Below are 18,345 nucleotides of genomic sequence, written 5' to 3'. Positions count from 1 at the left end.
CAGGCTGCGGAAAAAGCGGCGAATTTCCGCAGCCTGCTAAAGGCTCAGGGCCAGCCGGTTTCCGGCGGCAGGGACATCAGGATGGCATCCACATTGCCGCCGGTCTTCAGGCCGAAGATCGTGCCGCGGTCGTACAGCAGGTTGAACTCCACGTAGCGGCCGCGGCGCATCAGCTGGTGCGCGCGCTCGGCCGCGGTCCAGGGCTCGTGCATGCGGCGGCGGACGATGGGCGGGTAGGCCGCGAGGAAGGCCTCGCCGACGTCGCGGGTGAAGGCGAAGTCCCGGTCGATGCCCTGGCCGGGGGTGCGGTCGCCGAGCCAGTCGTAGAAGATGCCGCCCAGGCCGCGGGGTTCGTTGCGGTGCGGCAGGAAGAAGTACTCGTCGCACCACTGCTTGAAGCGCGGGTAGTAGGTCGGGTCGTGGCGGTCGCAGGCGGCCTTGTAGGCGGCGTGGAAGCCCTCGGCATCCTCCAGGCTGTGCGGCGCCTTGTGGTCCATCGGCGTCAGGTCGCCGCCGCCGCCGAACCAGCCCTTGGTGGTCAGGATGAAGCGGGTGTTCATGTGCACCGCCGGCACGCGCGGGCTGCGCATGTGCGCGACCAGCGAGATGCCGGTGGCGAGGAAGCGCGGGTCCTGCTCCGCACCCGGGATCTGCTTGCGGAATTCGGGGGAGAACTCGCCGAAGACGGTGGAGACGTTGACGCCGACCTTCTCGAACACGCGGCCCTTCATCACGCCCATCACGCCGCCGCCGCCCTCCGGCCGGTCCCAGGGCGTGCGGACGAAGCGGCCGGCCGGCAAGCCGGCATGCGGGCCGCTGGCAAGCTCGTCCTCGCAGGCCTCGAACTCGGTGCAGATCCGGTCGCGCAGGCTCTCGAACCAGGCGCGGGCGGGGGCGACCATGGGGTGGTCCAGCAGATCGGTCGGCGTCTCGGACATCCACGCAAATCCTTGATGAAGCGCCTTTGGCGCGGGGATAGGGCGCCATCGGTGCGGGGATAGGGCGCCATCGGCGCCACCGGAGATTGCCAGGGCATGACCGCGAAGGCGACCCTTGCCACCATGGCAAAGCCCAGGCGCCGGATGGCTGGAATTTCAGCCGACGGAGCGGATGGACACCGCCGCAACCCACCCTTTATATGCGCCGCAGCGCCATTCCGTCCGCAGGGGCTTTCGAAACCTCCTCCGAACGGGCTGGCCAGCATGTTTCGCGGCGATGCGGGTCGCGCGTGGGTCCAGCCTTGGGCCGATCAGCGACCCGGAAACGGGCCTGGCCGGTGGCGAGACCGCGGGGCGGCAGGCGGAAAAGGACGACGAGATGGCCGAGACAATGGTGCCCGCAGGGGCACCGCATGGCGCCGAACATCAGCCCCCGCATGCAAGCGGGCAGCCGGGCGAGACGCGCCGCGACTTCCTGACCCTGAGCACCGCCGCCTTCGCGGCCGTCGGCGTGGGCGCGGTGGTCTGGCCGTTCATCAGCTCCATGAACCCGGCCCGCGACGTGCTGGCGCTGGCCTCCACCGAAGTCGACCTGGCCCCGATCGCCGAGGGCCAGGCGGTGACGGTGGTGTGGCGCGGCAAGCCGGTGTTCGTGCGCCACCGCACCGCGGATGACATCCGCCTGGCGCGGGAGACGCCGCTGTCGCAGCTGAAGGACCCGGCGACGGACGCCTCCCGCGTCATCCAGCCGGCCTGGCTGATCGTGGTCGGCGTCTGCACCCACCTCGGCTGCGTGCCGCTGGGGCAGCGGCCGACCGATGCGAAGGGCGAGTTCAACGGCTGGTTCTGCCCCTGCCACGGCAGCCACTACGATACCTCCGGGCGTATCCGCCTCGGCCCGGCACCGCTGAACCTTCCCGTTCCCGATTATACCTTCACCTCCGACACCCAAATCCGGATCGGCTGAGGCGCCGGCGCGCGGTATCCTCCGCGCCCGCCCCCGGCCTCCACTGAGGAGCCAGGCAACGATGGCCATCGGCCTTCACGACAGCACCATCCAGAACCCGGTCCTGCGCTGGGTCGACCAGCGCCTGCCGGTCTTCACCATGATGCAGAAGGAGTACGGGACCTTCCCGACTCCCCGGAATTTCAACTACTTCTGGAATTTCGGCGCCCTCGCCATGGTCACGCTGATGATCATGATCGCGACCGGCATCTTCCTCGCGATGAACTACACGCCGCACACCGCCTACGCCTTCGACAGCGTCGAGCGGATCATGCGGGACGTGAACTACGGCTGGCTGATCCGCTACGTGCACATGAACGGCGCCTCGATGTTCTTCATCGTGGTGTTCATCCACATCTGGCGCGGCATGTACTACGGCTCCTACAAGGCGCCGCGCGAATTGCTGTGGATCCTGGGCGTCGTCATCTTCCTGCTGATGATGGCCACCGCCTTCATGGGCTACGTGCTGCCGTGGGGCCAGATGTCCTTCTGGGGCGCCACCGTCATCACCAACCTGTTCAGCGCCATCCCGATCGTCGGCGAAAGCATCGTGGTCTGGCTGTGGGGCGGCTTCTCCGTCGACAACCCGACGCTGAACCGCTTCTTCAGCCTGCACTACCTGCTGCCGTTCCTGATCGCGGGCGTGGTCTTCCTGCATGTCGCCGCGCTGCACATCACCGGGTCCAACAACCCGCTGGGCATCGACCCGAAGGGCCCGCAGGACACCCTGCCCTTCCACCCGTATTACACGGCGAAGGACAGCGTCGGCCTGATCGTCTACTTCATCGTCTTCGCCGCGCTGGTGTTCTTCGCGCCGAACTACCTGGGCCATGCGGACAACTACATCCCGGCGAACCCGCTGGTGACGCCCGCGCATATCGTGCCGGAATGGTACTTCCTGCCCTTCTACGCCATCCTGCGCGCGGTACCGGATAAGCTCGGCGGCGTGCTGCTGATGTTCGGCTCCATCGCGGTGCTGTTCATCCTGCCGTGGCTCGACACCTCCCCGGTGCGGTCCATGCGGTTCCGCCCGATCGCCAAGTGGGCGCTGTTCGCCTGGCTGATCTCGTTCTTCGTGCTGATGTGGGCGGGCGCCAAGCCGGCCGAGGAGCCGTATGTCACCATCTCCCGCATCGCCACCGCCTACTACTTCGCCTACTTCCTGGTGATCCTGCCCCTGCTCGGCCGTCTCGAACGGCCCCTGTCGCTGCCCGAGAGCATCGCGATGCCCGTCCTGCGCGGCGGCGGACCGATGCTGGCGGGTGCCGCGGCGAAGCCGATGGAGAAGGCCTGATGCCCCGTCTTTCTGCCAAGGGTCTTTCTGCCAAGGGTCTTTCTGCCAAGGGCTTCCGCAACATCCTCGGCGCCCTGGTCCTGGGCGCCGCGGCGGCGGTCTCCGCAACCCCGGCCCGCGCGGCCGGGGAGGCGATCGCCATCCCGAACGCCGGCTTCGGCTTCGCAGGGTTCTTCGGCACCTTTGATCGCGGCGCCGCCCAGCGCGGCCTGCAGGTCTACAACGAGGTCTGCTCCGCCTGCCACGGCATGTACCAGCTGTCCTACCGCAACCTGACCGAGATCGGGCTCAGCGAGGAACAGGTGCGCGCCATCGCCGGCGCCGTGATGGTGATGGGCGAGCTGAACGACCAGGGTGAGCGGGTGGAGCGCCCGGCGCGCCTGTCCGACCGCTTCCGCCGGCCCTTCGCGAACGAACTCGCGGCCCGCGCGGCGAACAACGGCGCCTATCCGCCGGACCTGTCCATCATCACCAAGGCGCGCGCCAACGGTGCCAACTACCTGCACGCGCTGCTGACGGGCTATGTCGACCCGCCGCCCGGCTTCAACCTGGGCGAGGGCATGTACTACAACGCCTTCTACCCGGGCCATCAGATCGCGATGCCGCCGATCCTGAACCCGGACCAGGTGGAATATGCCGACGGCACCGCGGCGAAGGTGGAGCAGATGTCGCGCGACGTCACCACCTTCCTCGCCTGGGCGGCGGAGCCGGAGACGGAACAGCGCCGCGCCATGGGCATCAAGATGATCCTGTTCCTGGTCGTCCTGGGCGGCCTGACCTATGCGGTGAAGCGCAAGGTCTGGGCCGACGTGAAGCACTGAGCGCCGATCTGAACGACGAAGGGGGCCGTCCCGCAGGGGGCGGCCCCTTTTTCATGTGGTTTCCATGCAGGGAGTCCGGGCATGCCCGACCAGATCACCCCCGTCATCGGCCTGATCGGCGGCTCCGGCCTGTACGACATCCCGGGCCTCGCCGACCGCGAATGGCGCCGCGTCGAAAGCCCCTGGGGCGCGGCCTCGGACGAGATCCTGCACGGCACCCTGGCCGGCGTGGCGGTCCGCTTCCTGCCGCGGCACGGGCGCGGCCACCCGACGCCACCCTCCCGCCTGAACTACCGCGCCAACATCGACGCCATGAAGCGCGCCGGCTGCACCGAGATCATTTCCCTGTCCGCCGTCGGTTCGCTGAAGGAGGAGTTGCCGCCGGGCCACTTCGTCATCGTCGACCAGTTCATCGACCGCACCTTCGCGCGCGACAAATCCTTCTTCGAGACGGGTTGCGTCGGCCATGTCTCCGTCGCCCATCCGGTCTGCCCGCGGCTCGGCGATGCGCTGGAGGCGTCGGCCCGCAAGCTGGGCCTGCCGGTGACGCGCGGCGGCACCTACCTGGTGATGGAGGGGCCGCAATTCTCCACCAAGGCGGAATCGCTGCTGTACCGGCAATGGGGCTGTTCGGTGATCGGCATGACCAACATGCCGGAGGCGAAACTGGCCCGGGAGGCGGAGCTTTGCTACGCGACCGTCGCAATGGTGACCGATTTCGACTGCTGGCACCCGGACCATGAGGCGGTGACGGTGGACCAGGTGGTGAAGGTGCTGTTCGGCAATGCCGACAAGGCGCGGGCGCTGGTGGCCGACGTGGTGCCCGGCCTCGGCGCCCCGCGCGGCCCCTGCCCGGCCGGCTGCGACCGCGCGCTGGAGCATGCCCTGATCACGGCACCGGAGATGCGCGACCCGGCGCTGCTGGCGAAGCTGGACGTGGTGGCCGGGCGGGTGCTGAACCCGCGCGGCTGAGGCTGTATCAGTCCTTCACTTCCTCGACCCGCACGGCCAGTTCGCCGGTCTGCGCCGCGCCTTCCCGGCGGCGGCGCTTCAGCACCAGCGGCACCACGAAAACGACGATGGCGAGCAGCATGATCACCCAGATCGGGTAGGTCGGCTGCGCGCCGTTCGGGCTCCAGATCGGGATCATGACCAGCAGGGCCAGGCTGATGCCGGCGGTGATGTAGTAGCCGAGCATCGTCTCAGCCCCCCAGGTGCTTGGCGAAGAAGGCCAGCGTGCGGGCCTGCGCCAGGTCCGCATCCACCGGCTTGTAGGAGCCGCGCTCCTCGCAGCCGAAGCCGTGGCCGGCGCCCTTGTAGACGAAGATCTCGACGCCCGGCTGCGCCGCCCGGATCAGCTCCACATCTGCAAGCGGGATGGAGGCATCGACCTCGCCGAAATGCAGCTGCACGGGGCAGTTCGGCACTTCCTCCCGCGTGCCGGCGATGCCGCCGCCATACCAGCCGCAGGCGGCCTTGAAGCTGGTGCTGCGGGTCGCGCCCCACCAGGCCACGGTGCCGCCCCAGCAATAGCCGACGATGCCGCGCGCCGCGCCGGCGGGCAGTGCCGCGGCGGCGGCCTCGACATCGGCCATGGTGTGCGCGGCGTCGACCTTGGCGCGCAGGTCGCGGCCACGGGCCACGTCGGCCGGTTCGTAGCCGAGTTCGACATGGCGCTCGACGCGGTCGAACAGGGCCGGCGCGATCACCTGGTAGCCCTCGGCGGCGAGGGTGTCGCAGACATGGCGCATGTGGCGGTTCACGCCGAAGATCTCCTGCACCACCACCAGCGCCCGCTTCGCATCGGCCGGGCCGGCACGGTAGGCGGACAGGCGGTGGCCGTCGGCGGCGGTCAGTTCGATCAACATGGCGTATCCCGCGCAGGTTTGCGGCGTTAGTGTCCCTGCATGGGCAAGCTCGTCAACCTCAACCACGCGCGGAAGGCGGCAGCGAAGCGCGAGGCCGCGGCGCAGGCCGCGGCGAACCGGGTGAAGCATGGCCGGACGGGTGCGCAGAAGCAGGCCGACCGGCAGGCGGAAGCGCGGCGCCAGGCGGTGCTGGATGGGGCGAAGCGCGATGAATCGTAGGAGATCGCCATGCCGGACCTGATCGGCACCTGGAAGCTGCTGGAGGCCCGCGCCTACGACGTGGACGGCACGGACCTGCCGCCGCCGCTGGGACCGGAGCCGATGGGCGTGATCCTGTACGGGCCGGAGCGCATCATGGTGACGCTGGGCGACGGGCGGCGGGATGCGCCGGCGCCGCGCGCCTTCAACGCCTATGCCGGCCGCTACGACTTCGATGGCGAGACGCTGGTGATCCATGTCGATTCGGCGTCCAGCCCGGAGTCGATGACGAAGCAGGTCCGGCGGCTGATCTTCGAGACGCCGGACCGCTACGTGGCGGTGCCGCTGACGCCGTTCTTCGGCATCGGCTCCGGCCTGAAGCACACCTGGCAGCGCACCGGCCGGTAGCCACCTGGACGCCCCCCCCCCTGGACGAAGGCCGCCGGGTCGGGTGATCTGCCGCGCATGTCCCATGATCCGACCACCGAGGGCTGGCGCCAGGTCGTCCCCTCCGGCCTGCCCGAGACCGCCAACCCGCTGTGGCAGCGCGGCACCGAATACGGCTTCCAGGCGCGTACCGAACACGCCAATGGCCGCGGCGTAATCCATGGCGGCATCCTCGCCACCTTCATGGACCACAGCCTGGGGCTGATGGTGCGGGCGGCGACCGGCGGTGGCATGAACCTGGCCACCATCCAGCTCGACCTGCACTACCTTGCCGCCGCCATGCCGGGGCAGTTCCTGGTCGGCAGCGGGGAGATCACGCGCCAGACCCGCAGCGTGGTCTTCGTGCGCGGCACGCTGCGGCACGGCGACACCGCCGTGCTGGCCGCGACCGGCATCTGGAAGCTGCTGGCGCCGCCGCGCTAGGAAGGCGCCGTCATCAACGGAGACCGCAGCCCATGCAGATCACCTGGTTCGGCCATTCGGCCTATCGCCTGGATTTCGGCAAGTCCGTCGTGCTGATCGACCCGTTCCTGACCGGCAACCCGGTCTTCAAGGGCGATGCCGAGGCCGCCACCGCGGGGGCCACCCACATCCTGCTGACGCATGGCCACAGCGACCATGTCGGCGACACGCTGGCGATCCACCAGCGCACCGGCGCCAAGGTGGTGGCGAATTTCGAGATCTGCATGTGGCTCGCCCGGCAGGGGCTCAAGGCCATGGACCCGATGAACACCGGCGGCACCACCCACCAGGATGAGTTCGCGGTGACCCTGACCATCGCCTTCCATTCCTCCGCGGTGATGGACGAGAACGGCGTGACGCAGGACCTCGGCCTGCCGGGCGGGCTGGTGGTGACGCCGAAGCTGGCCGGGGAGCCGGTGGTCTACCACATGGGTGACACGGAGGTGTTCTCCGACATGGCGCTGATCGACGAGATGCACGGGCCGGATGTCGCCATCGTGCCGGTCGGCGACCGCTTCACCATGGATGGCCGCCGCGGCGCGCTGGCCGTGAAGCGCTTCCTGCCCAGCGTGAAGACCGCCATCCCCTGCCACTTCGGCACCTTCCCGATGATCGCGCCCAACGCCGACCTGTTCGTGGCCGAGATGCAGGAGGCGAAGGCGAAGATCCTGGTGCCGGAGATCGGCGTGGCCTTCACGCTGTAGGCGCGACCACCCCCATCACCTCCTCCGCCAGCGCGAGCGAGGCGGTCAGCCCCGGGCTCTCGATGCCGAACAGATTCACCAGCCCGGCGACCCCATGCGTCGCCGGGCCCTGGATGACGAAATCCTGGCCCGGCGCGCCCTTCGGCACGGTCTTCGGCCGGATGCCGGAATAGCCCGGCGCCAGCACGCCACCCGGCAGCGTCGGCCACCAGCGGCGAATGGATTCGTAGAAGCTGTCGCCGCGGCGCGGATCCACGTTGTAGTCGATGCGGTCGATCCATTCGACATCCGGCCCGAACCGCGCCTGGCCCGCCAGGTCGATGGTCAGGTGGGTGCCGAGGCCGCCGGGCACCGGCACCGGGTAGATCAGCCGGCTGAACGGGGACCGGATGGTCAGGCTGAAATAATTGCCCTTGGCGTAGTAGTCGCCGGGGATGTGCCCGGCGGGCATCCCCTCGATCCGCCGTGCCAGGGACGGCGCATGCAGCCCGGCGGAATTGACCAGCAGGTTGCAGGACAGCGCCATCGGCTCCGCGCCACCCACCTCGATCTCCACGGCCTCGCCGCGCACCGCGCCGCGCAGCACCGGGGCGTGGAAGGCGAACATGGCGCCGGCATCCTCGGCATCGCCCTGCAGCGCCAGCATGTAGGCGTGGCTGTCGATGATGCCGGTGGAAGGCGAGACCAGCGCCGCGGTGCAGGACAGCGTCGGCTCGATGCCGCGGGCCTCCGCGCCGGTGATGAAGCGCAGATCGTCGACGCCGTTGGCCGCCGCGCGCTGGCGGATGCCCTCGAGCTGCTCGGCCTCGGCGTCGCTGGTGGCCACGATCAGCTTGCCGCAGTTCCGGGTGGGCACGCCGTGGCTGGCGCAATACTCGTACAGCTTCCACTTCCCGGCGACGCAGGTCCGCGCCATCAGGCTGCCGGCGCGGTAGTAGATGCCGGCGTGGATCACCTCCGAATTGCGCGAGGAGGTCTCGGTGCCGATGCCCTCCGCCGCGTCCAGCACCAGCACCTCGCGCCCCGACTGCGCCAGCGCCCGCGCCACGGCGAGGCCGACGACGCCCGCACCCACCACCACGCAATCCACCTGGTCCATCGGCATCCCGTCCCTTTGCCAGGGATGGGTATGGCAAAACCAGCCGCAAGGGGAGGGTTCAGCAGCCGTCCCGGCCCGAAAGATTCGCGGGCGCCCCGAATGCGGCGTTGGCGGGGGCCCCGGCCGGCCACAGGTGCCGGCGCCAGACCAGGCCGATGAGTGCCGAACACAGCAGGCCGAAGCCGGCATACAGGGTGGTGGCACCGGCGAAGCCCAGCCGGTCGATCAGCGGGCCGGACAGCAGCAGCCCGATCGGCAGGCCGTAGACCGCCAGCATGCGCAGCCCCATGACCCGGCCGCGATAGCGATCCTCCGCGCAGCGCAGCAGGATCACCGTCATCGGCACCATCGCGAAGCTCTGCGTGAAGCCGATCAGCACCATCAGCGCCATCCCGGCCGTGGCATCCCGCACCTGCGCGAAGACCAGCAGCAGCGGGAACCAGACCAGGCAGGACAGCACCATGCTGCGCCCCGCCGCCAGCGCGCCACCACGGGAGATCACCACCAGCGACCCCACCAGCGCGCCGCCCGCGAAGCAGGCGACCAGGGTGCCGAGACCACCGCGGTCCAGCCCATAGACCTCCCGCGCCACATAGGGCAGCAGTCCGCCGGTGGTGGGGAAGGCGGCCAGGTTCACCAGGAAGGCCAGCAGCATGGTGGCCAGCAGCGGCGGACTGCCGCGGACATGCGCGAAGCCATCCCGCAATTCCCGCCAGGGCGAGGCCGGCGCCAGCGCCACGCGGGGCGGCACCGGCACCAGCAGGGTGCCGGCCAGCCCGAACAGGTACAGCCCCGTCACCACCAGGTAGGCCGGCCCGATGCCGAGTGCCGCCGCCAGCCCGGCGCCTGCCAGCGCGCCGACGATGCGCGCCGAATCGGCACTGCAGCGGGAGATGCCCATGGCCTGGGTCATCATCCCAGGCGGCATGGACACCGCGATCAGCGTGCTGCGCAGGCCGAGGTCCGACGGCCGCACCAGCCCCATCAACGCCGCCACCACCAGCACCTGCACCGGCCCCAGCGTGCCGGTCAGCGCCATGGCCGCGATGGCGGCGGCCTGCACCGCGTAGAAGCCGCGCATGCTGGCCAGCAGCCGGCGCGGGCCGATGCGGTCCCCCACCACGCCGAACATCGGCGCCACCAGCGTGCCGAGGAACTGCACGGAGGCGAAGGCGGTCAGCCAGACCACGGAGCCGGTCTCGACCAGGATGTACCAGCCGAGCACCAGCGTCTCGATCTCGAAGGCCCAGGAGGTCGCGAGGTCGGCCGGCCATTGCCGGCGGAAGCCGGGCTGGCGGAACGGGCCGAGGCTGGCAGGGCGCGGCCAGGAGCTCACGCCGCGTGTGCGTCCCGCATGGTTCAGTTCGTTTCCCCCGGCGCGTCCGATCGCGGCGCCGGGGCCAACCATGCCGGAACTCCAGCGAGATGTCGAAGCCGGGTCCCCGCTCGCCGGGGCCGGGTCAGCCGCCCAGGAAATTGCGGATCGCGCCGTCCCAGTGCTCCTCGCGCTGCCAGCGCCGCGTCGTCGCGGCATCCGGTAGCCCGCGCAAATCCTTCGGCGGGGTGCCGTCGCGCAGCGCCTTCAGCGTGTCGTGCACTGCCTGCATCGCCGCCGGGAAGGTGGCGTGGCCCTGCAGGGCGATGCGGCCGCCGTGGCGCGCGAAGGACTCTGCCCCGCCGAGCCCGGCCTTGGCATTGCCGACCAGGATCGGCAGGCCGGTCGCGGCGTGCAGGGTCTCAAGCTGGTCCAGCGCCGTGACGCCGGTGACGAAGATGCCGTCGGCGCCGGCCTCGGCATAGGCGCGGGCGCGGGCCACGGCATCCTCCGGCCCGGTGACGGACAGGGCGGCGGTGCGGGCGACGATGACCAGGGACGGGTCGCTGCGGGCGGCCAGCGCGGCGCGGATCTTGCCGAGGCCTTCCGCCAGCGGCAGCAGCGCCGGCCTGTCCGGGCCGTAGGGGCGCGGCAGCAGCGTGTCCTCGATGGTCAGGGCGGCGACGCCGGCGGTTTCCAACTCCTCCACCGTCCGCATCACGGACAGGGCGTTGCCGTAGCCGTGGTCGGCATCGACCAGCAGGGGCGGCGCGCCGCCGCGGGTGATGCGGCGGATGAGGTCGGCGAATTCGGTCAGCGTCAGGATGATGTGGTCCGGCGCGCCGAGCACGGCGAGCGAGGCGACGGAGCCGCCGAGGATCGCCGTCTCGAAGCCGAGATCGGCGGCGATGCGGCCGGACACCGCATCGAAGACGCTGGCGGGATGCACGCAGGCCTGGCCGGCCAATACGGCGCGGAAGGCGTTTCGGCGCTCGGTGGCGGTCATCCGGCTTCGGTCCTGTCGACGTTTCCGCCGGCAGGGTAGCGCGCCGCCGGGGGGCTGACAGCCCACCCGACGGCGCGGGTCGTCACCCGGCCAGGGGCAGCGCCACGAAGGCGCGGCCGCCCTCGCGGTCGATCTGCAAGGCGATGGCCGGCCTTCCATCCCGCCGCGCCGCCTGCACCGCCTCCGCCAGGTCCTGCGGCGAGGCGACCTCCCGGTCTCCGGCGCGGAGGATCACGTCGCCCGTGCGCATGCCGCGGGCGGCGGCGATGCTGCCGGGCTCGACGCCGGCCACCTGCACGCCGCTGCCCTGCGCCTTGCTCGGCGCCAGGCGCAGGCCGAGGGCGGCCGGGCGCTCGGCCTCCGCCGGGCCACCGGCGCGGGCCTGCTGCCGCGGCGCCTCGCGACGGCCCAGCGTCACCGCCTGTTCCACACGCTCCCCGTCGCGCAGCAGGGCCAGCGTGGTCTCGCTGTCCGGCTCGATCTCCGCCACCGCCACGGCCAGGTCGCGCGGCGTCGCCACCTCCCGCCCCGCGACGCCGACCACGACATCGCCGGCGCGGAGGCCGGCACGGGCCGCCGGGCTGCCGGGCTCCACCCCCGCCACCAGCGCGCCGCGCTGGTTCGGCAGGCGCAGCGCGGCCGCGAGATCGGCATCGACCGGCTGCATGGAAACGCCGAGCCAGCCGCGATCCACCACGCCATCGCGTTGCAGGTCGGCGATCACGTTGCGCGCCATGCGGGACGGCACCGCGAAGCCGATCCCGACATTGCCGGCCCCACCCGGCGCGTAGATGGCGGTGTTGATGCCGACCACCTCGCCATTGCCGTTGAACAGCGGGCCGCCGGAATTGCCGGGGTTGATCGGTGCATCGGTCTGGATGAAGTCGTCATACGGCCCGGCGCCGATCTGCCGGCCACGCGCCGAGACGATGCCCGCCGTCACCGATCCGCCGAGGCCGAAGGGGTTGCCCATGGCCACCACCCAGTCGCCGACGCGAAGCTGGTCGCTGTCGCCCCATTCCAGCGTGGGCAGCGGGCTGCCGGCGTCGACCTTCAGCACGGCGAGGTCGGTCTGCTGGTCGCGGCCGACCACGCGGGCGGCGAGTTCGCGGCCATCGGCCAGCTCCACCTGCACCGCATCGGCCTCCCCCACCACATGGTTGTTGGTGACGATGTAGCCGGCCGCGTCGATGATGAAGCCGCTGCCCTGGCCCATGCGCGGGCGGCCTTGCGGCGCGCGCTGCTGGCCGCGGGGCATCTGGCCCTCGAAGCGGCGGAAAAACTGCTCGAAGGGCGTGCCGCGCAGCTCGGGCGGGATCTCCGCCGTGGTGGCGGCCGCCTGCTGGCCGGTGACGGTGACGCGCACCACGGCCGGCGCGACGCGGGCGGCGAGGTCGCCGAAGCCCTGCGGGCCGACCTGGCGCGGCAGGGTGATGGCGCTGCCCGGAGCCTCGGGCGTCGGCTGCGCATTGCCCGCGAAGGGCAGCGTGGTCAGCGCGCTGGTGCCGAGCGCCAGGGCCAGCAGGCCGCCGACCAACATCTTCTTGCGGCCCGGCTTGGGCGCGGGCGTGGGGGTGGAAACGTTGCTCATGGCGTGGTCCTTCTGCTGGGTGCCATATCCGGATGGCCCGTTCTCGGCATCTGGTGGGCGCGGTTCACGCCCGGCTCGCGGCCGGCATACGGTTTCGTAAGGTTGGAGGAGCCTCGCTTGCGCATCCTGCTGGTGGAGGACGATGCCGGCACGGCGGCGGAGGTGGCGCGGGGCCTGACCGGAGCCGGGCACCTGGTGAACCACGTCGCCGATGGAAGGACCGGGCTGATGGAGGCGATCGGCGGCGGCTACGACCTGCTGGTGGTGGACCGGATGCTGCCGGCACTCGATGGCCTGGGCCTGGTCCGCGCGCTGCGCGCCGCCGGGGTGGCGACGCCCGCGCTGATGCTGACCGCCCGCGCCGGGCTGGGCGACCGGGTGGAGGGGCTGGATTCGGGTGCCGACGACTACCTGGCCAAGCCCTTCGCCTTCGCCGAATTGCTGGCGCGGGTGCATGCGCTGGGCCGGCGCCCGGCCCTCAGCACGGAGCCGAGCCTGCTGCGCGTCGCCGACCTGGAGATGGACCTGCTGCGGCGCAGCGTGACCCGCGGCGGCCAGCGCATCGACCTGCAACCGCGCGAGTTCCGCCTGCTGGAGGTGCTGCTGCGCCACGCCGGCCGGGTGGTGACGCGGACCATGCTGCTGGAGCAGGTCTGGGACATCCATTTCGACCCGCGCACCAGCGTGGTGGAGACGCATGTCAGCCGGCTGCGCGCCAAGCTCGGCGAGCCCAGCCTGATCCACACGCTGCGCGGCAGCGGCTACGTCATCCGGCCACCCGATGGCTGAGGGCGAAAAACCCGCCCGCTGGTACGCCACCACCGGCTTCCGCATCACCCTGCTGCACCTGGTGCTGACGCTGCTTGGCACCGTACTGCTGGCCGGCATCGCCTTCTGGGCCACCTCCCGCTTCGCCGAGGGCCAGATCCGGGCGGAGGTGGAGCGCGACGTACGGGTGCTGCTGAATGCGGGCGCCCTCGGCGGCCCGGCCTCCATCGCGCTGTCGATCGAGGCGCGGATTGCCGCCGATCGCAGCGGCACCCAGTATTTTCTCCTGTCCGCGCCGGATGGCGGGCGCATCGCCGGCAACCTGGCGGCGGCGCCGCGACAGGCCGGCTGGACGGCGCTGGACCTGGATGGCGGCACCACCGAGAGCGTGCTGCTGGCCTTCGGCGCGCCGCTGCCGGCCGGGCATTTCCTGCTGGTCGGGCGCGACCTGGCGCCGGTGCGGGGGCTGCAATCGCAACTGCTCGGCGCCGCCGGCTGGGTCGGCGGGGCCGCGCTGCTGCTGGCGCTGGCCGGCGGGCTGCTGGTCGGCCGCGGCGTGGTGCGGCGCGCGGCGCAGATGGAACGCGCGCTGGCGGACGTCGAGGCCGGGCGGCTCGGCACCCGCCTGCCGGCGCGGCCCGGCGGCGACGAGTTCGACCGGCTGGCGCGGCGCCTGAACGCGACGCTGGACCGCCTGCAGGGCACGATGGCGGCGCTGCGCCAGGTGACGGACGACATCGCGCATGACCTGCGCACGCCGCTGACCCGGCTGCGCCAGCGCCTGGAATCGCTGTCCGCCGCCACGCCCGCGGCGGCTGCGGGGCTGGAGGCGGCAGTGGCGGAGTGCGACCGCATCCTGGATGTCTTCGCCGCCCTGCTGCGCATCGCCCAGGTCGAAAGCGGTGCCCGCCGCGCCGCCTTCGCCGCGGTGGACCTGACGGCGGTGCTGGAGACGGTGGCGGAGCTGCACGCCAGCGCGACGGCGGAACGCGGCCAGACGCTGGCCACCGACCTCGCCCCCGGCATCCGGATGCAGGGCGACCGCGACCTGCTGGCGCAGATGGTCTCCAACCTGGTCGGGAACGCCATCCTGCATGGCCGCGCCGGCGGGCATGTGGCGCTGGCGCTGCGGCGCGCACCTGGCGGCGGGGCGGAGATCACGGTGACGGATGACGGCCCCGGCATCCCCGACGCCGAGAAGCCCCTCGTGCTGCGGCGCTTCCACCGGCTGGATGCGGCGCGCACCACGCCCGGCTCAGGGCTCGGCCTGGCGCTGGTGGCGGCGGTGGCGGAGCTGCACGGGATGGTCCTCACGCTCGAGGATGCGTCGCCCGGCCTGCGGGTGCGGCTGGGCGTCCCCCAAGGCGGCTGACCCGGGTGGCTGAGCGCGCTTCAGCCCGCCCGCTGCTGCTGTGCGCGGGCCTGGCGGCGCATCTCCGGCACCTCCTCCGGCACCGCCAGGAAATCCCAGAGGCCGGGGGTGGCATCGGCGTGCAGGAAGCGTTCGCGGGTCAGCAGAGGGTTGCCGATGATGTCGAACAGGATGTAGCGCCGCGCCGTGAACCAGTCGTAGACCGCGGCGGGCTCGACGCCGTAGGCCTTGTAGGAGCGCTGGCCGAACTCGAAGCTGATGGCAGGGCGGTGGCGGTCCACCAGCCGCTCCGCGCCGCGCAGCGCATCGAATTCGCCGCCCTCGATGTCGATCTTGATGAAGCGCAGCCGCGGCAGGTGGCCGAGCTGCGTGTCCAGCCGCACGGTCCGCACCGTGACCTGCCGGGTGCGCATGTTCGGCTGGTCGTATTCGCGCCGCTGCAGGCCGCTGTAGCCCGGGCTGTCCAGCGCCATGACGTAGCTGGTCTTGCCATCCTGGGTTCCCACCGCGCATTCGTGCAGGATCACGTGGTCCCGTCCCGGCCGCGCCAGGAAGGGCTTCAGCGCCGCGGCGGTCTCGGGATTGCCCTCGAAGGCGTGCAGCGCGCCGCCGTCGCCGCGGACGGCCTCCGCCATCGGCATGGTGTGGGTGCCCTTGAAGGCGCCGATATCCACCGCGATGTCGCCCGGCCGCAGCAGGCCGGCATAGAAGCCGCGCAGCAGCGCCTCGAAATCCAGCGGTGCCCCGGCCTTCCGGCGGGCGCGCAGCGCGCCGTACTGCCCGGCGAGGGTGATCACTGGCCGAACACCATGTTGACGATGCGGCAGGTATCGATGCGGCGGCGTTCCTCGGACCGGCCATCGGCCCAGACGATGCGGATGTCGTTCTCGCATTCACCGCTGCGCAGCCGGACCCGCAGGTGCCGGCCGGGGGTCAGCAACTGGTCGCCCAGCCGGTTGTTGCCCCAGGAATCCATCTCGACCGGGGAGACATGGACCGCGGTGATGTTCAGCGCCCCATGGTTGACCAGGTTGAAGGAGGGATTTTCCGTGCCGGCCGATCCCGGTTGGGGTGCCGCATTCGCGGCCGCGCCGAACACCATCTGCGCGATGCGGCAGGTGTCCTGCGCCCGCCGTTCCTCCGGCCGCCCATCGGCATAGACCACCCGCACATCCTGCCGGCACCCGGATGCGGGTGGCAGGCGCACCGCGAAGCTGCGGCCATTGGGCAGCACCTGGGCCTGCAACAGGTCCGCGCCCCAGTAGCGCTCATCGGTCGGGGAGACATAGATCTCCCGGATCACCTGGCCGCTGCGGTTGACCAGGTTGAAGGAGGGGTCGCCCTGCGCCAGGGCCGGCCGGCCTTGAACAAGGCAAGCCAGCAGCAGCAGCAGGCCCAACAATCGGCGCAGGATGGTCCGGTGCGGCATGGGGCGGGTTTCCGGTTGCGTCCCCGAAAGGTAGCGGCGCCGCCCCGGCGCCTCAACCACCGCGTCCCGCGCCTGGTTCAGCCGGCCCGGCTCCGCAACGCCATGGAGGCCGGCGGCGTGGGCGTGGCCCAGCCGGCCAGATCCTCCAGCGCCGCCCGGTCCAGGATCGCGAGCCGGCCCTTGGCCAGGGTCGCCACGCCATCCCGGCGCATCGCCGCCAGCGCCCGGTTGGCGTGTTCCACGGACAGGCCCAGCGCATCCGCCAGATGCGCCTGCTTCAGCGGCACCGCCGCGCCGCGCTGGTCCGCGCCGCCGCGGCGCAGCAGGCGGCCATGCAGTTCCAGCAGCAGATGCGCCACCCGCCCGGCGGCATCGCGCCGGCCGAGACTGGTCAGGCGTTCGCGCATGCGGGCGCGGTCACGGGTCAGCCCCTCGACGTAGGACAGGGCGAGGCCCGGATCATCCCCCATGAAGGCGCAGAGCTTCTCCCGCGACAGGATGCAGAAGGAGGCGTCGGTCAGCGCCTCGACCTCCGCCACATCCTCCGTGCGTTCCACCAGGTCGCCGGGCAGGTGGAAATCCAGCACCTGGCGGCGGCCATCCGGCGTCGCGGTCCAGGTGAAGGCCCAGCCGGCATACAGGGTGAAGACGCTGTCGAGGATCGCATCCCCCGCCCGCACCAGGCGTACCCCGGTGCGGACCTTGGCGATCTCCCCCACGCGGGCCTGCGGGACCACGCGGAACAGGGCGAAGGGGCGTACCGTGCAGGCGGCGCAACTGCCGGGCAGCGGGGTCAGGTTCGGATTGCGGCTCATGGTGTCCTGCCATCCGGGCCGGCGGATTGGGTGCCGTCCCACGATTGCAACCCTAGGCTCCCCTACCCGTGATGGGAACCTACAAAGACGGCATCGCAGCCTCCTTCCCCGCGCGCACCGGGTTGCGGCGGCTGGCATGCCGGCCGGGACTTGCAGGCCGATACGGGCGGGCCGAGTTTAGGCGAAACGACGGAGACCCTGCGCATGTCCGGTTTCGCCTCGGCCCAGGACCTGGCCGACAAGACGGTGTCCTTCGACGAACTTGGCCCGGGGCTCTACGCCTACACGGCGGAGGGCGATCCGAATTCCGGCATCGTCATCGGGCCGGATGGCGTGGTGGTGGTGGATGCGCAGGCGACGCCGGCCATGGCGCGGGACGTGATGGCGCGCATCGCCCAGGTGACGCCGCGCAAGGTCACGCAGGTGGTGCTGACGCACTACCACGCGGTGCGGGTGCTCGGCGCGAGCGGGTATTTCCCCGCAGGGGAATCACCAGGGGGCGATCCCACCATCCTGGCCAGCCGGGTGACGCGGGACCTGATCGTCGAGCGTGGCCAGCAGGACATGGACAGCGAGATCGGCCGCTTCCCGCGCCTGTTCCGCGGCAAGGAGAGCATCCCCGGCCTGACCTGGCCGACCCATACCTTCGAGAAGCGGATGACGATCTGGCTCGGCGAGCGGGAGGCGCAGATCATCCACGTCGGCCGCAGCCACACCGCGGGCGACACCGTGGTGTGGCTGCCAAAGGAAAAGGTGCTGTTCGCCGGCGACACGGTGGAATTCGGCGCCACCCCCTATTGCGGCGACGCGCATTTCGCCGACTGGTCGGCGACGCTGGATGCCGTGGCGGCGCTGGGCGCCGAAAAGCTGGTGCCCGGCCGCGGCCGCGCGCTGCTGACCAAGGCGGATTGCGCCGAGGCGATCGAAGGCACGCGGTCCTTCACCTCCGACCTGTTCGCCCGGGTGCAGCAGGGCGTGGCGAAGGGCTGGGACCTGAAGGCGGTCTATGACGACACCATGGGCTTCCTGCGCCCGAAATACGGGGCCTGGGTGATCTTCGAGCACTGCATGCCCTTCAACGTCACCCGCGCCTTCGACGAGGCCAAGGGCCTCGACCACCCGCGGATCTGGACCGCGGAGCGCGACGTGGCGATGTGGCAGGCGCTGGAACACGGCACGGCGATGAAATCCGCCGAGGTCCACCCGTAGCCC

General features: G+C 71.2%; 21 protein-coding genes. 11 read left to right on the top strand and 10 right to left on the bottom strand.

All coding sequences use genetic code 11. From position 1 onward, the window contains the following. Nucleotides 1-44: 44 nt before the first annotated feature. Nucleotides 45-938, bottom strand: a complete 894-nt coding sequence (hemF, locus tag ACFHPP_RS04590) for an oxygen-dependent coproporphyrinogen oxidase (protein WP_437162081.1) — start codon at nt 936-938, stop codon at nt 45-47. Nucleotides 939-1,215: 277 nt separating this feature from the next. Here hemF and petA point away from each other — a divergent pair, with 277 nt between their 5' ends. From petA to ACFHPP_RS04570, 4 genes are all read left to right on the top strand, one after another. Next, nucleotides 1,216-1,905: a ubiquinol-cytochrome c reductase iron-sulfur subunit gene (gene petA, locus ACFHPP_RS04585; RefSeq protein WP_437162080.1), complete on the top strand. Its 690-nt coding sequence runs from the start codon at nt 1,216-1,218 to the stop codon at nt 1,903-1,905. Nucleotides 1,906-1,966: 61 nt separating this feature from the next. Then, nucleotides 1,967-3,238: a cytochrome b gene (locus ACFHPP_RS04580; protein WP_437162079.1), complete on the top strand. Its 1,272-nt coding sequence runs from the start codon at nt 1,967-1,969 to the stop codon at nt 3,236-3,238. Then, entirely contained in the window at nt 3,238-4,059 is an 822-nt protein-coding gene (locus ACFHPP_RS04575) for a cytochrome c1 (protein ID WP_437162078.1), read from the top strand. The genes ACFHPP_RS04580 and ACFHPP_RS04575 overlap by 1 nt, the downstream gene beginning before the upstream one ends. Nucleotides 4,060-4,140: 81 nt before the next feature. Next, nucleotides 4,141-5,031, top strand: a complete 891-nt coding sequence (locus tag ACFHPP_RS04570; protein ID WP_437162077.1) for an S-methyl-5'-thioadenosine phosphorylase — start codon at nt 4,141-4,143, stop codon at nt 5,029-5,031. 7 nt (nt 5,032-5,038) lie between these two features. On the opposite strand, the gene ACFHPP_RS04565 is transcribed toward ACFHPP_RS04570, so the two are convergent. Together ACFHPP_RS04565 and ACFHPP_RS04560 are read right to left on the bottom strand one after the other, a co-directional pair. Then, complete coding sequence (locus ACFHPP_RS04565) at nt 5,039-5,257, bottom strand: hypothetical protein (RefSeq protein WP_437162076.1); 219 nt, start codon at nt 5,255-5,257, stop codon at nt 5,039-5,041. A gap of 4 nt (nt 5,258-5,261) precedes the next feature. Beyond that, nucleotides 5,262-5,927, bottom strand: coding sequence for a dienelactone hydrolase family protein (locus ACFHPP_RS04560; protein WP_437162075.1), 666 nt, complete (start codon nt 5,925-5,927; stop codon nt 5,262-5,264). Nucleotides 5,928-5,966: 39 nt separating this feature from the next. On the opposite strand from ACFHPP_RS04560, the gene ACFHPP_RS04555 reads away from it, so the two are divergent. From ACFHPP_RS04555 to ACFHPP_RS04540, 4 genes are read left to right on the top strand one after another with little or no spacing between them, the layout of a single operon-like run. Next, entirely contained in the window at nt 5,967-6,146 is a 180-nt protein-coding gene (locus ACFHPP_RS04555) for a DUF4169 family protein (protein ID WP_437162074.1), read from the top strand. A 9-nt stretch (nt 6,147-6,155) separates the two neighbouring features. Next, a complete protein-coding gene (locus ACFHPP_RS04550) occupies nt 6,156-6,533 on the top strand; it encodes a lipocalin-like domain-containing protein (protein ID WP_437162073.1) in 378 nt (125 codons plus the stop codon). A 57-nt stretch (nt 6,534-6,590) separates the two neighbouring features. After that, nucleotides 6,591-6,995, top strand: coding sequence for a PaaI family thioesterase (locus tag ACFHPP_RS04545; RefSeq protein WP_437162072.1), 405 nt, complete (start codon nt 6,591-6,593; stop codon nt 6,993-6,995). Nucleotides 6,996-7,027: 32 nt separating this feature from the next. Then, nucleotides 7,028-7,738 (top strand): metal-dependent hydrolase, encoded by a 711-nt coding sequence (locus tag ACFHPP_RS04540; RefSeq protein ID WP_437162071.1) that lies wholly within the window; start codon nt 7,028-7,030, stop codon nt 7,736-7,738. Here the strand turns inward: ACFHPP_RS04540 and ACFHPP_RS04535 are convergent. From ACFHPP_RS04535 to ACFHPP_RS04520, 4 genes are all read right to left on the bottom strand, one after another. After that, nucleotides 7,728-8,843 carry an NAD(P)/FAD-dependent oxidoreductase gene (locus tag ACFHPP_RS04535; protein WP_437162070.1) on the bottom strand — a complete coding sequence of 372 codons (1,116 nt, stop codon included), beginning with the start codon at nt 8,841-8,843 and terminating at the stop codon, nt 7,728-7,730. The two genes, ACFHPP_RS04540 and ACFHPP_RS04535, sit on opposite strands and share 11 nt — an antisense overlap. A gap of 52 nt (nt 8,844-8,895) precedes the next feature. After that, nucleotides 8,896-10,173: an MFS transporter gene (locus ACFHPP_RS04530; protein WP_437162069.1), complete on the bottom strand. Its 1,278-nt coding sequence runs from the start codon at nt 10,171-10,173 to the stop codon at nt 8,896-8,898. Nucleotides 10,174-10,297: 124 nt separating this feature from the next. Next, entirely contained in the window at nt 10,298-11,158 is an 861-nt protein-coding gene (locus ACFHPP_RS04525; RefSeq protein ID WP_437162068.1) for an isocitrate lyase/PEP mutase family protein, read from the bottom strand. An 82-nt stretch (nt 11,159-11,240) separates the two neighbouring features. Further along, entirely contained in the window at nt 11,241-12,749 is a 1,509-nt protein-coding gene (locus tag ACFHPP_RS04520) for a Do family serine endopeptidase (protein WP_437162067.1), read from the bottom strand. 117 nt (nt 12,750-12,866) lie between these two features. On the opposite strand from ACFHPP_RS04520, the gene ACFHPP_RS04515 reads away from it, so the two are divergent. After that, nucleotides 12,867-13,538, top strand: coding sequence for a winged helix-turn-helix domain-containing protein (locus tag ACFHPP_RS04515; RefSeq protein WP_437162066.1), 672 nt, complete (start codon nt 12,867-12,869; stop codon nt 13,536-13,538). Further along, nucleotides 13,531-14,889, top strand: a complete 1,359-nt coding sequence (locus ACFHPP_RS04510; protein ID WP_437162065.1) for a sensor histidine kinase — start codon at nt 13,531-13,533, stop codon at nt 14,887-14,889. Before ACFHPP_RS04515 ends, ACFHPP_RS04510 begins: the two co-directional genes overlap by 8 nt. A gap of 20 nt (nt 14,890-14,909) precedes the next feature. Here ACFHPP_RS04510 and ACFHPP_RS04505 read toward each other — a convergent pair whose 3' ends face one another. The 3 genes from ACFHPP_RS04505 to ACFHPP_RS04495 form a co-directional block, all read right to left on the bottom strand. Continuing rightward, complete coding sequence (locus ACFHPP_RS04505) at nt 14,910-15,686, bottom strand: FkbM family methyltransferase (protein ID WP_437162064.1); 777 nt, start codon at nt 15,684-15,686, stop codon at nt 14,910-14,912. Beyond that, the gene (locus ACFHPP_RS04500; RefSeq protein ID WP_437162063.1) at nt 15,683-16,318 is read right to left on the bottom strand and encodes a hypothetical protein; all 636 of its coding nucleotides are present in this window, start codon (nt 16,316-16,318) and stop codon (nt 15,683-15,685) included. Before ACFHPP_RS04500 ends, ACFHPP_RS04505 begins: the two co-directional genes overlap by 4 nt. 77 nt (nt 16,319-16,395) lie before the next feature. After that, nucleotides 16,396-17,133 carry a Crp/Fnr family transcriptional regulator gene (locus tag ACFHPP_RS04495; protein ID WP_437162062.1) on the bottom strand — a complete coding sequence of 246 codons (738 nt, stop codon included), beginning with the start codon at nt 17,131-17,133 and terminating at the stop codon, nt 16,396-16,398. Between the two features lie 204 nt (nt 17,134-17,337). On the opposite strand from ACFHPP_RS04495, the gene ACFHPP_RS04490 reads away from it, so the two are divergent. Then, nucleotides 17,338-18,342 carry an MBL fold metallo-hydrolase gene (locus ACFHPP_RS04490; RefSeq protein ID WP_437162061.1) on the top strand — a complete coding sequence of 335 codons (1,005 nt, stop codon included), beginning with the start codon at nt 17,338-17,340 and terminating at the stop codon, nt 18,340-18,342. The last annotated feature ends 3 nt before the right edge of the window (nt 18,343-18,345 follow it).

This window comes from Falsiroseomonas sp. E2-1-a20 (assembly GCF_051433195.1).
GTDB lineage: Bacteria > Pseudomonadota > Alphaproteobacteria > Acetobacterales > Acetobacteraceae > Falsiroseomonas.
This window is presented reverse-complemented; position numbering and strand designations above follow the sequence as displayed.

Excerpts from the sequence above, each read along its gene's own strand:
- hemF (WP_437162081.1), bottom strand. The coding sequence starts at position 938 with ATGTCCGAGACGCCGACCGATCTGCTGGACCACCCCATGGTCGCCCCC.
- petA (WP_437162080.1), top strand. The coding sequence starts at position 1,216 with ATGCGGGTCGCGCGTGGGTCCAGCCTTGGGCCGATCAGCGACCCGGAA.
- ACFHPP_RS04580 (WP_437162079.1), top strand. The coding sequence starts at position 1,967 with ATGGCCATCGGCCTTCACGACAGCACCATCCAGAACCCGGTCCTGCGC.
- ACFHPP_RS04575 (WP_437162078.1), top strand. The coding sequence starts at position 3,238 with ATGCCCCGTCTTTCTGCCAAGGGTCTTTCTGCCAAGGGTCTTTCTGCC.
- ACFHPP_RS04570 (WP_437162077.1), top strand. The coding sequence starts at position 4,141 with ATGCCCGACCAGATCACCCCCGTCATCGGCCTGATCGGCGGCTCCGGC.
- ACFHPP_RS04565 (WP_437162076.1), bottom strand. The coding sequence starts at position 5,257 with ATGCTCGGCTACTACATCACCGCCGGCATCAGCCTGGCCCTGCTGGTC.
- ACFHPP_RS04560 (WP_437162075.1), bottom strand. The coding sequence starts at position 5,927 with ATGTTGATCGAACTGACCGCCGCCGACGGCCACCGCCTGTCCGCCTAC.
- ACFHPP_RS04555 (WP_437162074.1), top strand. The coding sequence starts at position 5,967 with ATGGGCAAGCTCGTCAACCTCAACCACGCGCGGAAGGCGGCAGCGAAG.
- ACFHPP_RS04550 (WP_437162073.1), top strand. The coding sequence starts at position 6,156 with ATGCCGGACCTGATCGGCACCTGGAAGCTGCTGGAGGCCCGCGCCTAC.
- ACFHPP_RS04545 (WP_437162072.1), top strand. The coding sequence starts at position 6,591 with ATGTCCCATGATCCGACCACCGAGGGCTGGCGCCAGGTCGTCCCCTCC.
- ACFHPP_RS04540 (WP_437162071.1), top strand. The coding sequence starts at position 7,028 with ATGCAGATCACCTGGTTCGGCCATTCGGCCTATCGCCTGGATTTCGGC.
- ACFHPP_RS04535 (WP_437162070.1), bottom strand. The coding sequence starts at position 8,843 with ATGCCGATGGACCAGGTGGATTGCGTGGTGGTGGGTGCGGGCGTCGTC.
- ACFHPP_RS04525 (WP_437162068.1), bottom strand. The coding sequence starts at position 11,158 with ATGACCGCCACCGAGCGCCGAAACGCCTTCCGCGCCGTATTGGCCGGC.
- ACFHPP_RS04520 (WP_437162067.1), bottom strand. The coding sequence starts at position 12,749 with ATGAGCAACGTTTCCACCCCCACGCCCGCGCCCAAGCCGGGCCGCAAG.
- ACFHPP_RS04510 (WP_437162065.1), top strand. The coding sequence starts at position 13,531 with ATGGCTGAGGGCGAAAAACCCGCCCGCTGGTACGCCACCACCGGCTTC.
- ACFHPP_RS04500 (WP_437162063.1), bottom strand. The coding sequence starts at position 16,318 with ATGCCGCACCGGACCATCCTGCGCCGATTGTTGGGCCTGCTGCTGCTG.
- ACFHPP_RS04495 (WP_437162062.1), bottom strand. The coding sequence starts at position 17,133 with ATGAGCCGCAATCCGAACCTGACCCCGCTGCCCGGCAGTTGCGCCGCC.
- ACFHPP_RS04490 (WP_437162061.1), top strand. The coding sequence starts at position 17,338 with ATGTCCGGTTTCGCCTCGGCCCAGGACCTGGCCGACAAGACGGTGTCC.